Raw genomic sequence first — 13171 nt, forward strand, 5'->3', positions numbered from 1 at the left:
GGCCGTCACCGCAGCACCGCTCCTCGGTAGTTCGCGTCGCCGCGAGAGAGTTCGGAATGTGTGCCCGTCGAGGCGATCACTCCGTCGTTCAACACGATCACCCGATCCGTCACGGCCAGCAAGGCGGGGCTGCTGGTGATCAATACCGTCGTGTGGATGCCACCGGCACCCTCGTGCCGCAGTTCTGCGATTCCTTCGGCGATCGACGCCTCGGTCACCGCGTCCACCGCCGTCGTCGGATCGTGCAGGACCATCACGGGTGCCTGTGCCACCAGGGCGCGCGCGAGGGCGACGCGTTGCCGCTGGCCTCCCGACAAACTGGCGCCCCGATCGGTCACTTCGAGGTCGAGACCGTCCGGATGTGCGTCGACGACATCCGCCGCTGCCGACGCCACGAGAGCACTCTGGATGTCGAGAGCAGCGCCATCACCGGCGCCCGCGGTGACGTTCGACGCAAGCGACCCGGAGAACAGATCGGTGATGTGCGGCTCCACCAGCACCGTCCGACGTGCCAATCGCAAGTCCATGTCGGACAGGCTGATTCCGCCAACCCTCACCACTCCGCGATACGCGTCCTGCGCCAGCTGACCGGACAGGACCGCGACAAGAGCGTCGGCGTCCTGCGGCTGGTAAGCCACGACGCCCAGCAGTTCTCCCGCAGGCAGGTGCAAGTCGATGCCCTTGAGCGACTTGTACTCGACTCCGTCGAGAGTCAGGTCGGTGCCTTCGAGTTCGGTCTGCGAACCCGCGCCCCGCAGTGGCTCCGCGTCCAAGACCAATGCCAGTCGATCCGACGATGCCCGCGCCACCGCGAAGTATCCGGGAATGGACGCAAGCAATCCGAGCGGTTCGATGATGAACTGCGCAAGCCCCACCACGGTGATCAGTTCACCGACCGTGATCCGGCCCTGCAAAGCGAAGTATCCGGCGAAGCCCGCAACACCGACTGCGAGCAACGCACTGACGGTCGCGGCAACGCCGGTGTAGATACCGGTCGCCTTGGCCGTGCCGATCGTCGATGCGAGCGCTTGACGGCTGACCGTGCGGTAGCGCGCCGACGCGGTCTTCTCGCCGCCGACACCGCGCAGCGGACGCAATCCGCTGACCAGATCCGTAGCCATCGCCGACGCCCGAGCGATCGACGCCTGCTGACCGGTAGCCCTCGACGTGATGAGAGGCGCCGCCAATTGCAGCAGACCGAGAATGACCGGCGTTCCGATCAGAACGGCCAGCCCCAGCCAGAGGTCGATCCACACCAACGCCACCGCCGACGCCACCGCAGCTGTCAGGGCCGCAGCGGCGCGCGGGACGATGTCCGCGATCCACGAAGTCTGCTCGGCATCGGATGTCGAGACTGTCAGCAATTCACCCGAACGCAGATCGGTGCGCACCCCACGCGGATCGAGGACGCGGTGCGCCACCTCGAGCCGGAGGCGATGAGCCTCCTGCTGCATCGCGGTGACGATGAAGCGTGCGCCGAAGCGCCACGCGGCCGTCAGAACGAGAAACAGAGCCGCGAGACCGACGATGGAGACGATCAGGGCCGTGGTGTCCGAAGTCTCCACCGCACGGTCGATGATCACACCGATGGAGATCGGCACCGCCGTCTCGGTCAGTTGGTGCAGACAGACCAGAACCGTGCCGATGGCGAGCGGGCCACGGTTACGGACGAGGACACGTCGCAAAATCGCAGAACCGCTTTGATTGCCACTATCCGGCTCGTCCGAGTCGACGGTCACACTCGAGGGGGTCGAACTCATGGAACTCCAAGCATCGATGGAAGCGATAAAGTTGAGTACAGAGATAAGTAAGTCGACCCTAATACATGAGCAACTAGCGTCGACACGCCCAGTTCTCATAGAGTCGCGAGTAAGAACCATTGCTTGCGCCGTGCAGGCAAGCACGAGAGGAACATGATGGCTGAGAACACGACCGTCGAAACCGAGATCGCGGACGAGGACCTCGAGCCCGTAGCGGACGAAACTGCTCGTCAGGCACAGCGCGTCGTCGCTGCCTACGCGGAAGATGCCGACGAGTGCAGGATGCTGCTCTCGATGCTCGGTATCTCCCCCGCCGCCAAGCTCGACTGAATCTTTCCCTCACCGACCGAGAAGGAACCACGTGCCTGTCAGTCCGGATTCGACCAGTTCAACCCTTTCTGACAGCGCACCTGCTTCTTCGACCGGTGAAGCCGTGTCCGGGCAGGCTGAGTTCGTTGTCGTAGCGAACCGCCTGCCCGTCGACTTGGAACGGCTTCCCGACGGCACCACCCGCTGGAAGCGAAGCCCCGGCGGACTGGTCACCGCTCTCGAGCCGATCCTGCGCAGCAATCAGGGCGCGTGGGTGGGCTGGGCGGGGGTGGCGGACGCCGAACTCGACCCCATCGTCGAAGACGGACTCGAGCTCTACCCCGTGCCGCTGAGCGCCGAGGAGATCAACGAGTACTACGAAGGATTCTCCAACGCCACCCTCTGGCCGCTCTATCACGACGTCATCGTCAAACCCGAGTACCACCGCGAATGGTGGAACGCCTACGTCGAGGTGAACCGGCGATTCGCCGAAGCCACCTCCAAGGCAGCAGCACAGGGCGCGACAGTCTGGATCCAGGACTACCAGCTGCAGTTGGTACCGAAGATGCTGCGGATGCTGCGCCCCGACCTGACCATCGGCTTCTTCCTGCACATTCCGTTTCCCCCGGTCGAGCTGTTCATGCAGATGCCGTGGCGCACCGAGATCGTCGAAGGCCTCCTCGGCGCCGACCTCATCGGCTTCCACCTTCCGGGTGGCGCACAGAACTTCCTGTACCTGGCCAGACGCCTTGCCGGGCAACAGACTTCACGTGGAACCGTCGGCGTCCGCTCCAAACTCGGTGTGGTGCAAGTAGGTTTCCGTAGCGTCCGCGTCGGCGCCTTCCCTATCTCCATCGACTCCGGCAAGCTCGACGAGCTCTCGCGCACCAAGGCAATTCGAGACCGCGCCAAGCAGATTCGCAAAGAACTCGGAAACCCCAAGCACATCATGCTGGGCGTCGACCGCCTCGACTACACCAAAGGCATCGACGTCAGGCTCGCTGCGCTCCACGAACTTCTCATGGAGAAGCGCATCGATCCCGCCGACACCGTCATGGTGCAGTTGGCGACCCCGAGCCGCGAACGCGTCGAAAGCTACGTACAGATGCGCGGAGACATCGAGCAGAAGGTCTCCCGGATCAACGGCGAGTTCAGCGAAGTCGGCCGCCCCGTCGTCCATTACATCCATCGGCCGATCCCACGCGACGAACTGGTCGCGTTCTTCGTCGCCGCCGATCTCATGCTCGTCACGCCGCTGCGTGACGGCATGAACCTCGTCGCGAAGGAATACGTCGCCTGCCGCAGTGATCTGGGTGGTGCATTGCTGCTCAGCGAATTCACCGGTGCCGCAGCAGAACTCCGCCAGGCATTCCTGTGCAATCCTCACGACCTCGACGACGTCAAGGATTCGATGGAGAAGGCCCTCAATCAACCGCGCGAGGACGGCCGGCGCCACATGCGTGCGCTACGTCGTCAGGTCCTGACGCACGACGTCGACCGCTGGGCGCGCTCGTTCCTCGACGCGCTCGCACACGGCGGTGCCGCAGGCCCGGCGCTGATCGCCCCGGCCGAAGCACAAGACCACTGAGGACAGTGCACAAAGGCTGAGGCCGCGGAGAGTGAATCTCCGCGGCCCCAGCCTCTTTCGTACCCGACTCCAGCCTTCGTGTGTTTGATCAGAAGGGTTGGACGTTGTTCACGAGCCAACGCCCGTCCTGCTTCTCCAGACTCATCTTCACGCGACTGCCACTGGCAACGGCTTCGGGCGATTCCGAAGACGTCGTGATCTGATTGAGGAACAGCATCGTCGTCGCGCTGTCCACCTCCGCGTCGAGAACCGCGGCACCCTGGACGACTACCTGAACGGTCAGCGACTTTTCCTTGGCTCCCGGAATGATCACCGATTCGATCAGGTTGGTGAACGTGCCCTGGAAATCGCCCGTCAAACCGTCTGTGGCCGCGTGCAACTGCTGATCGACGTTGTTGTAGTCGTACTGGAACATCGCAACCGCCTGATCGGAAGAGGCCTGTGCCACTTCGTCTCTGGTCTGATCGATCGCTGCGGTGTCACGCGTTCCGTCCGGACCGAAGTAGAGATACGCCGACACTGCCGCCAACGCGATGGCCACTGCACTGATGACGCACAGGATGATGGCGAGCGGTGAGGCGCGCTTCGGCTTCGGCGAAACTTGCTTGGACGTCTCGGGGTTCACTTCTGGGGTCATGGCACAAACTCCACATTCGAGGCAAGCAACTGCCCGTCGACGTCGCACATGGTGATTCGGAGTCGGTAGTTGCGTTCAGCGGGCGCTTCGTCGCCGTTCTTCTGCATCGCACGCACCGCGACCAATGAAGTCCCGCAATCGCCGTCGGATTTCTCGAACCCGGCTTCGAGCACCTCGCCGTCGGTCTGAACTCCGGCCTGCCCGAGGACGTTGACAAACGAATCCTTGCGTCCGTCGAACTGCGACTTGAACTCGTCGGTGGTGCCGGCGAGGAACTTGTCGAGGTCGGCAGCCGCTGTATCCGCGTGCAGTGTCGTCAGATTCAGTGCGGTGGTCCGGGCACCGGCCACGTAGCGGGCTCGGTCCTCGTCGGCATTGGACGCCTTGTTCCGGTCGACGAGAAGAAACACCGTCAGGGCCGCAAGAGCAACAGCGATCACCGAAGCAACGGCGATCCCGACTACCAGCCCGGCCTTGGGCTTCGAACGAACAGGGGTGTCCACAGCAGTTTCTGCGGGGGTTTCGGCGGTACCGGTCGGCTCAGCCTCGGTCGTGACCTGATCACCGCTGACGACCTTCTCAGGTGGAGTATCGGGCTTGCCCAAAGCAACTGGCGCCGCCGCCTTCTGCTCAGCTGGCTTCTGCTCGGCCGGCTTCTGCTCGGCCGCCTTCTGCTCGGCTGGCTTCTGTTCGGCCGACTTCTTTTCGGTGGGCACTACTACCGCGGCAGCGTCTGCATCCGCACCCGTGGGTCCGGCGCTGCGGGACGCGCGACGGCGCACCCGCTGCCCGGCCTGTGGATCTTCGTCTGTCATCAACCCTGCTGACCCTTCATGAACTGTTCGAGACTGACGTCGCCGCCACCGAGGTTCGGTTGCGAGTACGTCCTTCCGTCCGGCCCGATGTACGTGCCTGTAATCGGATCGTACCGACGAGCCGAGACCGAAGGCGTCGACGTGTACGAGCTCGGGGTCGCGGTAATCGGTTCCGGAGGCCCGGATTGCGGGTTCGTGCCCATCGGTACGTAGCCGGAACGGCACTGTTCGACCGTCGGCGCACGACGTCCCGGATACTCCTCGCAGGGAAGGTTTCTCGCGCCGCGCACGGCGATCGGCGAATCCTGGGCAACCTGGCAGAAGAGATCCGACGGCGTCTCGATCGGTGATTCGTCCTTCGGACTGCGCCACTGCTCTGCGGGCAGGAATCCTGTAGTGCACGGCGGCGGGTCGTTGACCTCCATGTGGAAGTCCACCAGTGCACCATCCGCAGCCGGGCCGGAGCCTGCCACCGTGACCAGCGCCGCGGCCAGCGGCGGGTAGATGACCAGAATCTGCTCGATCGCGTTGTTGTAGATCACGCCGACCTGTCCGACGGACACGAGGTTCGCCAGAAGAATCGGCAATGTCGGCTGCATGTCTTGCAGAAGAGCATTCGCCTCCGCCGCTGCCGCCGGCCCCTTCTGGATGACGGCACGCAGATCAGGGTCGCTGGCTCGGAGCTGATCGGTGAACGTCACCAGATTGCTTGTCCAGGAACGGATGGCGTCGCTGCTGACCACCTGGGTGTCCAGGAGTGGACCGGCCTGCTCGATCAGGGTCTTGGTCGCGTCGGAGTTGTTGTTCGCCTCCTCGACGAACAGCCGAGCCGAGTCGATCAGCTTCTGCAGATCCGGGCCGGCACCGTTGAACGCCTTGAAGGATTCGTCGATGACAGTCTTGAGCTTGGTGTCGGAAATGCTCTGCAGCAACAGATCTGCCTGATCGAGCATCGCGCCGACATCCTGCGGAATGCTGGTTCGGTCTTCGGGAATCACCGATCCGTTTTCCAGATGCCCGTCGACCACGATCGCTCCGGAGCTGTCGGTGTGCGGAATCAGATCGACGAACTGCTCGCCGATCGCCGACACACTCTTGACCGCAGCGTCGACGTCCGAGGGCACCTTGACGCCGCTCTCGAGGGACAGACGCGCATTCACGCCCGTTTCCGACAACTCCACCGCGTTCACGACGCCGATGGTCTGACCGCGGTAGGTGACATTCGAGTTCTTGTACAGCCCACCGGTGGCGGGCAATTCGACGGTGACGTCGTATCGGCCGATACCGACCATAGCGGGAACACGCACGTACTGAGTGGCCATCACTATCAAACCGACGACCGTCAAGACGGCGAAGATGATGAGCTGGATGCGGACGAACTTTGTGAGCATCATGGTGCCGGTGCCCCCTGAGGAAGTCCTGGAATGTTGATCGGCGGAAGTCCCGGAATCTGAATGGTATTCGGATCCGCTGCCGGGGCCTGCGCAGCGGGAGCCTGTCCGGCGGGAGCTTGGGCCGGCGGTGCGGCAGGCTTGAGCGGATCGCTCAACGGGTTGCCTGTCTGTCCGGCGAGCCCGGCCTGCTTACCCAACACACCTTCCGGGCCGGAGAGTGTTCCGGCCAACTGAGTTCCGGTGAGGAAGTTCGCGTCGAGTCGGGGCAGCGAGATGTCGATGGTCATCGCCAGGTTGGCATAGTCACCGCGGATGACGTTGTCGATTCCGTTCTGTGGGAACGGGAACGTCAAGAGGACTCCGAGAACCTGAGTGAGAGCGTTACCGGAATCCGCCAAGGCCTTCAGAGTCGGCGAAAGAGCCCGAACGTTGGTCGCGAAATCGTCGCCGCTCTCCTGGATGACACGGCTCGCCACCTCGCTGAGACCACCGAGGGAGGTCAACGCGTTGGTTATGTCCTGACGCTGAGCGACAAGAATCTCGAGTGCCGGCGGAATACCTTCGAGCGCTTTGTTCAAGGTGTCGTGCTGTGCCTGGACGGTCGAGGACAGTCGATCGAGTCCTTCCATCGCCGAAACGATGTCGCCTCGTTGCTTGTCCAGACTTCCGACCAGCTGATCGAGCTGAGGCAGGAGGTCTCGAACGGAATCTTCACGCCCACCGAGAGCGGCGTTGAGTTCCTTCGTGATGTCCTGAACCTGAGCGAGACCGCCGCCGTTCAGTACCACCGACAGCGACGACAGCGTCTGTTCCGTCGTCGGGTAAGCGCCCGCCCGCTCGATCGGAATCAGGTCACCGGCTTCGAGTCGGCCCTCGGGCTCTTCTCCAACCGGCGGCGCCAACTCGATGTGCTGAGAGCCGAGCAAGCTGGTCTGACCGATTTTTGCCGTCGCGTTGGCCGGCAACTGAACCTCGGGATTCAGCGACACCGTCACCAGAGCGTGCCAGCCTTGAACCTCGATGTTCGAAACGCTTCCCACTGCCACGTCATCCACCCGGACGGGCGAATTCTGCGACAGCGTAGTCACGTTCGGCATCTCGATCTGAACCTCGTATGCGCCTTCGCCCCGGCCTTGAGTGCCTGGCATCGGCACCGAGTTGAGACCGTTCCATTCACAACCGCTGGCGCCGAGAGCCACTGCCGTGGCCAACACCGCAACCGTGGTCTTGCGAGCTACCCGCATCAGTTCCCTCCGCCCATGTTGAAGAGTTCGGCGAGATCCTTGGGAACACTCGTCATGGGAGCACCCGACATCGGTCCTGCGACGGTTTCCGGCTGATTCTGACTTGCCGCTTCCAATCCCGGTTCGGTGTAGACGATCTGATCCGGGAAAGCCTGCACGCCCGCGACCGGGTTGAACAGGAATCCGGGGTAGTTGCCGATCATCGTGCTGAGCACCGGCCCGAGGTACTGCTTACACAGGTCGGCACTGTTCTGGGAGTTACCACTCTCGATACCTTCGATGGAACCACAGATCCACTGGATCGGATTCTTGAAGTTACTCAGTGCAATTGCGCCGGTCATACTGCCCTGAGCCGGCTTGTAGATCTGATAGAAGTTGGCAAGCGACGTCGGTCCGGAGTGCAGAACCTGCTCGATCTCCGGGCGCTTGTCCGTCAGTACCTGAGTGGCATCGGCGAGACGCGCAACCGATTCGCTCAGTCCCTCGCTGTTGTCCTTGACGAACCGCTGGACGTCGCCGACGGCCAGGTCGAGATCACTGAGGGCTGTACCCAACTCGTCGGAGCTGCTTGCGAGAACGCTTGTCACCGAAGCGAGGTGACCGCTGAACTGCACGATCTGCTCGTTGCTCGAGGACAACGCAGTGACAAACGCCTGCAGGTTCCGAATGGTGGAGAACAAATCGGTCCGGCCTTCGGACAGCGTGTGCATCGTGGCCGAGAGTTCGCGCAGCGTCGACCGAATCGACTCACCGTTACCGTCGAGGTTCGTTCCCACGGTGTCGATGAATCGACCGAGGGAACCCTGATCGTCCAGACCCTCCGGTCCGAGTGCGTCCGACAGTTTGGTCAGTTCGGTCTTGATCTCGTCCCACTCCACCGGAACGGCGGTGCGCTCGATCGGGATCTCGCCGCCGTTGGGCATCTGTTCCCCGCCGGAGTACACGGGGGTCAATTGCACGAAGCGTGCGGACACGAGGCTTTGAGCAACGATGAGCGCCTTGGCATCTGCCGGAACGTCGACGCTCGAATCGATCTTCATCTCGACGTAGGTGTCCCGATCACGCGGTTCGATCTTGGTCACCTTGCCGACGTTGACACCGAGCACTCGCACGACATCGCCCTCGTAGAGACCGGTGGTCGAGACGAAGTGCGCGGAGATCTTGGTCTTGCCCAGGCCTGGGATGAAGAGGTAGGCCGCACCGGCGACGAGCAGCGCGACCAGCACACCCGCTCCGATCAGCACCCACTTCTTGCGTGGGTTGGTGGAGCCCTGTGGATCCTGTGAAGTCATGGTCTCGGTCATTCTCCCGGCCCCCTGATCGTCGGTGGAATACCGGGGAAGAAGTCTTCCAGGTCGCCCGGAACCTGCTCGGGCGCGACGCTGGTGTCCACCAGGGTCTTCCACCAGTTGCTCGGCAGAATGTTGATGATGAAGGCGTCGAAGAACGGGCCGCTGGCCACGGTCTCACCGAGCGCGGTGATGTACGGTCCGAGTCCGTCGAGCGCTCCCGCGATGTTGTCCTTGTTCTGCTGGAGAACCTCGGCGACCGAATTCAGCTTCTCGAGGGTCGGCCCCATCTGAGCCTCGTTCTCCTGCACCAGCGCTGACAGTTGACGTGAGACTGCGCCGGTGTTGACGATCAGTTCGCTGATCGCGTCACGCCGCAAGCTCAGTTCGGCAAACAACTTGTTGCCGTCGACCAGCAACGAATCGATCTGACCGCTTCTGTCGGAAAGGATCTTGGTGACATCTTCGGCCCGCGAGAGCAATTGGAGCAGGCTCTCGTCGCGTGAGTTGATGCTCTGCGAAAGCCGCGTCATTCCGTCCAACGCGGTGCGCAGTTCGGGCGGAGTATCGGCCAGCGTGTCCGAGATCGCGTTGAGCGAATCGTTGATCTGTTCCGTGTCGAGTTCGGACACCGTTGTCCCGAGGTCACCCAGAGCGTCGTTGAGCGAGTACGGGGAGTTGGTGCGCGCGATAGGAATCGGCGTGTCCGTCCGCAACAGTCCGGATCCTTCCGGCCGTACCGCCAACGACTTTCGCCCGAGAACCGTGTTGGTCTTGATATCAGCCGCTGTCTGCTCGCCCAGGGCGACACCGTCCTGAACGGTGAAGGTGACCAACACCTTCTGGTCGTCGAGTTCGACGTCGCTGACCTTGCCGACCTTCACGCCGGCCATGGTCACGTCGTCGCCGGTGACCAGGCCGCCGGCATCTTGGAAGTACGCCGAGTAGCGAATGCCACCGTTGATGAACTGGAGTTGATCGTATTGAAGCGCGGCACCGACGGTTGCCACCGCCAGGACGAGACCGATGACACCGATCTGTACCGGATTACGTTCACGGGTTGGGGTCATGAGACTTTTGCGCACCTTCCCGTGTCCTGAACTGCCGTGGGCAAGATGATCGTCGTCCCGTCGGGTCCGGAGAACTTGAAAGTGTTGGCGCACAGATAGAACTGGAAGAACGCTCCGTACGTGCCCACTCGGATCAGCTTCCGGTAGTCGGACGGCAGACGATCGAGAGCGGTGTTGATGTCGTCCTTGCCCAGGTCCAGCTGCGTCATCGTTCGGTTGGTCTCCCCGATCAGCGTCTGGATGTCCGGACGTGTCGCCTGCAGCAACGACGCGAGATCTCCCGTGGCACCGGCGATCTCGGTGATCGAATTACCGATCGGGCCACTGTCCTTCGCCAATCCACTGACCAACTGCTGGAGCTGATCGATCGTGGTAGAGAACTGATCGCCCTTGTCGTTGATGGTGCCGAGTACGTCGTTGAGATTGGTGATGACGTCCCCGATCAGCTGGTCTCGGTCCGCCAACGTGCTGGTGAACGAACTGGTGTTTCCCAGCAACGAAACCAGCGTTCCGCCCTGGCCCTGGAGTACCTGCAGCAGGGCCCCGGAGAGGTCGTTGACCTGCTGCGGGTCGAGCGAACGAAGCAGCGGCTTGAATCCGCCGAGCAGCAGATCCAGATCGAGAGCGGGCGACGTCTGATCGACCGGAATGGATCCACCTGACGAAAGCGTCTCGGTGGAACCGGCGCCCTCGAGCAGTTCCATGTAGCGATCGCCCACCAGGTTCTCGTAGCGCACAGTCGCTTTGGTGCTCTTCATCAGCGAGTACTTGGTGTCGACGTCGAACTCGACCTCGGCCTGGTTGGAGTCACCGATGGACACTCCGGTGACCGACCCGACCGGAACACCGGCGATACGTACCTTGTCGCCGGACTTGAGTCCCGAGACGTCCGAGAAAGTGGCGTGAAATCCGTTGCTGCTGCTGAAGCGCACCTGACTGAAGACGATCGCCAGTCCGGCGAAGATGACCGCCATGACGACGGTGAAAATCAGCAGCTTGACCGTGGTCGGTCTCATCACTTCCCGTCTTCCTGCTCGTAGGAGTCACCGAAGAGATACTGGAAAATGGTCGGCACGGTAACGCGCAGTTCGGTGTTGGGAACGAAAGGCACGTTGCCGGTGTTGGTGACTGCGAACGGTGCATGCCCGTCGACCTTCGGATCGAATTCGGGCAGACCATAACAATTGGGTCCACCGGAGGCCGCGACCTTGGGGAGAGATTGCGGATTCTGGTACGCCTCGGCGCCGTACATGAAGCTCGCACTCAGCATCAGCGCCGCTTTGTCCCCGGTGCCTGCCAGTGGCTCGAACTTGATCCGACCGTCGTTCAACCCGACGATGAAGCACGTCAGACCCGACGAGTACTTGTCGAGCAGGGTCGTCGTCGCGGTCAGAGTGTCGAGGGCGGTGGTCAGGTTCTGCTCGTTGTCGGTCAACAACGCGTTGCCGGTGTCCGCGAGGCCGGTGACGTTGAGCAACAGCAAGTCGAGGTTTGCCTGCTCGGCCACGATCGATCCGCTTGTCGCGGTGGCATTGTCGAGGATGCGCATCAGATCCGGTGCCACGTCGGCGTACAGATTAGTGACATCGGCGGCGCCGACCAAGTCTTCCTGGAGCTGCGGCAGAACCGGATTCATCTTCTTCAGATAGTTGTCACCGAGCTCGAGAACCTCACCCAGCGACTCGCCGCGCCCGTTGAGTGCAGTGGAGATCGCGCCGAGTGTGGCGTTGAGCTTTTCCGGTTCGATCTTCGCGAGCACGTCCGAAAGATGTTCGAAGACACTGTTGAACTCGACGGTGACGCTGTCCGAAGCGATGACAGCACCCTCCTGGATCGGCTGGGTCGACGGATCGTCGGGAATCACGATGTTGACGTACTTCGCACCGAACACCGTGGTGGTCTTGATCTCCACCCGGGCGTTCGACGGAATCTTCGACATCTGGCCCGGATCCATCGCCAACTTCAGGTTTGCCTGGTCCCCAACGAGTGAGATCGACTCGACGCGGCCGACCTGCACTCCGCGCAACTTCACCTTCGCATTCGGTTCCATGACCAGGCCGGCACGCGTGGACGTCACGGTGATGGGCGTGCTCTTGGTGAACCCACCCGAGAACATGGTGAGAGCAACGGCGACGATCGCCACGAGTCCGAGGACCAGGCCGGCTGCGGCCAACTTCTTGTGCCATCTGGGTACGGTCATCGCTTGCCCGCCTATCCCGACAGGTTGAAGTTGCCGGACCCGCCGTAGATGGCGAGTGAGATGAGCAGGGTGACCGTGACGACCGCGATCAACGAGGCGCGCACTGCGTTACCCACCGCGACACCGACGCCGACCGGGCCACCGGTTGCGTTGAAGCCGTAGTAGGTGTGGATGAGCATGACGGCCAGCGCCATGACTATCGCCTGGGCGAACGACCACAGTATGTCCGTGGGTATCAGGAAGGTCGTGAAGTAGTGGTCGTACACGCCGCCGGACTGGTTGTAGAGGAACACCGTCGCAAAGCGGCTGGCGACGAACGACGCGATGACCGCCAGTGAGTACAGCGGGATGATCGCGATCATGCCGGCCATGACGCGGGTGCTGACCAGATACGGAATCGACGGGATCGCCATCGTCTCCAGCGCGTCGATCTCTTCGGAGACGCGCATCGCACCGAGCTGCGCGGTGGAGCCGGCGCCGATGGTCGCGGCGAGGCCGATTCCGGCGATGACCGGCGCTGCGATGCGAACGTTGATGAAGGCGGCGAAGAAGCCCGTCAGTGCTTCGACGCCGATGTTGCCCAGCGAGCTGTAGCCCTGAACGGCGATGGTGCCACCGGTGAACAGTGTCAGGAATCCGACGATCACGACGGTGCCACCGATGACGGCGAGCGCACCGGTGCCCATGCTGATCTCGGCGATCAGTCGCAGAGTTTCACGTGGATAGCGCATCAGCGCCTTGGGAGCGTGACCGAGAGCCTTCGCGAAGAACAGCGCTTGATCACCGATGCTGTCGATACTGCGAGAGATCGAGCCGATCTGTCGACGTGTGCGCGGGAAGCGTCCCGCTGCGGCCAACGCCATCA

The 13171-nt window shown here is 62.5% G+C and carries 12 protein-coding genes; 2 read left to right on the forward strand and 10 right to left on the reverse strand.

The annotated features are described in order from the left end of the window. Nucleotides 1-5: 5 nt before the first annotated feature. Nucleotides 6-1760, reverse strand: a complete 1755-nt coding sequence (locus tag QRN54_RS01220) for an ABC transporter ATP-binding protein (protein ID WP_285181475.1) — start codon at nucleotides 1758-1760, stop codon at nucleotides 6-8. Nucleotides 1761-1916: 156 nt separating this feature from the next. Between QRN54_RS01220 and QRN54_RS01225 the strand changes: the two genes are divergently transcribed. Both QRN54_RS01225 and QRN54_RS01230 read left to right on the forward strand, forming a co-directional pair. Beyond that, nucleotides 1917-2090 carry a hypothetical protein gene (locus QRN54_RS01225; protein WP_164490548.1) on the forward strand — a complete coding sequence of 58 codons (174 nt, stop codon included), beginning with the start codon at nucleotides 1917-1919 and terminating at the stop codon, nucleotides 2088-2090. 103 nt (nucleotides 2091-2193) lie between these two features. Next, entirely contained in the window at nucleotides 2194-3657 is a 1464-nt protein-coding gene (locus QRN54_RS01230) for an alpha,alpha-trehalose-phosphate synthase (UDP-forming) (RefSeq protein ID WP_085989962.1), read from the forward strand. Between the two features lie 88 nt (nucleotides 3658-3745). Here the strand turns inward: QRN54_RS01230 and QRN54_RS01235 are convergent, their stop codons facing one another. The 9 genes from QRN54_RS01235 to QRN54_RS01275 are packed head-to-tail and all read right to left on the reverse strand — an operon-like array spanning nucleotide 3746 to nucleotide 13169. After that, nucleotides 3746-4294, reverse strand: a complete 549-nt coding sequence (locus tag QRN54_RS01235; RefSeq protein WP_285181476.1) for a twin-arginine translocation pathway signal — start codon at nucleotides 4292-4294, stop codon at nucleotides 3746-3748. Further along, nucleotides 4291-5109, reverse strand: a complete 819-nt coding sequence (locus QRN54_RS01240) for an Rv1363c family protein (RefSeq protein ID WP_083059395.1) — start codon at nucleotides 5107-5109, stop codon at nucleotides 4291-4293. Before QRN54_RS01240 ends, QRN54_RS01235 begins: the two co-directional genes overlap by 4 nt. Continuing rightward, entirely contained in the window at nucleotides 5109-6503 is a 1395-nt protein-coding gene (locus tag QRN54_RS01245; protein WP_020906318.1) for an MCE family protein, read from the reverse strand. The genes QRN54_RS01240 and QRN54_RS01245 overlap by 1 nt, the downstream gene beginning before the upstream one ends. Beyond that, nucleotides 6500-7747, reverse strand: a complete 1248-nt coding sequence (locus tag QRN54_RS01250; RefSeq protein WP_285181477.1) for an MCE family protein — start codon at nucleotides 7745-7747, stop codon at nucleotides 6500-6502. The genes QRN54_RS01245 and QRN54_RS01250 overlap by 4 nt, the downstream gene beginning before the upstream one ends. Beyond that, nucleotides 7747-9051: an MCE family protein gene (locus QRN54_RS01255; RefSeq protein WP_007734341.1), complete on the reverse strand. Its 1305-nt coding sequence runs from the start codon at nucleotides 9049-9051 to the stop codon at nucleotides 7747-7749. The genes QRN54_RS01250 and QRN54_RS01255 overlap by 1 nt, the downstream gene beginning before the upstream one ends. Then, on the reverse strand, nucleotides 9048-10106 hold the full coding sequence (locus tag QRN54_RS01260) for an MCE family protein (RefSeq protein ID WP_285181478.1): 1059 nt from the start codon (nucleotides 10104-10106) through the stop codon (nucleotides 9048-9050). The genes QRN54_RS01255 and QRN54_RS01260 overlap by 4 nt, the downstream gene beginning before the upstream one ends. Further along, nucleotides 10103-11122: an MCE family protein gene (locus tag QRN54_RS01265; protein WP_054188084.1), complete on the reverse strand. Its 1020-nt coding sequence runs from the start codon at nucleotides 11120-11122 to the stop codon at nucleotides 10103-10105. The genes QRN54_RS01260 and QRN54_RS01265 overlap by 4 nt, the downstream gene beginning before the upstream one ends. Further along, nucleotides 11122-12306, reverse strand: coding sequence for an MCE family protein (locus QRN54_RS01270; protein ID WP_050655760.1), 1185 nt, complete (start codon nucleotides 12304-12306; stop codon nucleotides 11122-11124). Before QRN54_RS01270 ends, QRN54_RS01265 begins: the two co-directional genes overlap by 1 nt. 11 nt (nucleotides 12307-12317) lie before the next feature. Continuing rightward, nucleotides 12318-13169, reverse strand: a complete 852-nt coding sequence (locus QRN54_RS01275) for an MlaE family ABC transporter permease (RefSeq protein WP_003945759.1) — start codon at nucleotides 13167-13169, stop codon at nucleotides 12318-12320. Between the last annotated feature and the right edge of the window lie 2 nt (nucleotides 13170-13171).

This window comes from Rhodococcus sp. MEB032 (assembly GCF_030208925.1).
Classification (GTDB): Bacteria; Actinomycetota; Actinomycetes; order Mycobacteriales; family Mycobacteriaceae; genus Rhodococcus_F; species Rhodococcus_F qingshengii.

What these genes read in the sequence shown, in the direction of transcription:
- QRN54_RS01220 (WP_285181475.1), bottom strand. Translation starts at nt 1,760, where the DNA reads ATGAGTTCGACCCCCTCGAGTGTGACCGTCGACTCGGACGAGCCGGAT.
- QRN54_RS01225 (WP_164490548.1), top strand. Translation starts at nt 1,917, where the DNA reads ATGGCTGAGAACACGACCGTCGAAACCGAGATCGCGGACGAGGACCTC.
- QRN54_RS01235 (WP_285181476.1), bottom strand. Translation starts at nt 4,294, where the DNA reads ATGACCCCAGAAGTGAACCCCGAGACGTCCAAGCAAGTTTCGCCGAAG.
- QRN54_RS01240 (WP_083059395.1), bottom strand. Translation starts at nt 5,109, where the DNA reads ATGACAGACGAAGATCCACAGGCCGGGCAGCGGGTGCGCCGTCGCGCG.
- QRN54_RS01245 (WP_020906318.1), bottom strand. Translation starts at nt 6,503, where the DNA reads ATGATGCTCACAAAGTTCGTCCGCATCCAGCTCATCATCTTCGCCGTC.
- QRN54_RS01250 (WP_285181477.1), bottom strand. Translation starts at nt 7,747, where the DNA reads ATGCGGGTAGCTCGCAAGACCACGGTTGCGGTGTTGGCCACGGCAGTG.
- QRN54_RS01255 (WP_007734341.1), bottom strand. Translation starts at nt 9,051, where the DNA reads ATGACCGAGACCATGACTTCACAGGATCCACAGGGCTCCACCAACCCA.
- QRN54_RS01260 (WP_285181478.1), bottom strand. Translation starts at nt 10,106, where the DNA reads ATGACCCCAACCCGTGAACGTAATCCGGTACAGATCGGTGTCATCGGT.
- QRN54_RS01265 (WP_054188084.1), bottom strand. Translation starts at nt 11,122, where the DNA reads ATGAGACCGACCACGGTCAAGCTGCTGATTTTCACCGTCGTCATGGCG.
- QRN54_RS01270 (WP_050655760.1), bottom strand. Translation starts at nt 12,306, where the DNA reads ATGACCGTACCCAGATGGCACAAGAAGTTGGCCGCAGCCGGCCTGGTC.
- QRN54_RS01275 (WP_003945759.1), bottom strand. Translation starts at nt 13,169, where the DNA reads ATGGCGTTGGCCGCAGCGGGACGCTTCCCGCGCACACGTCGACAGATC.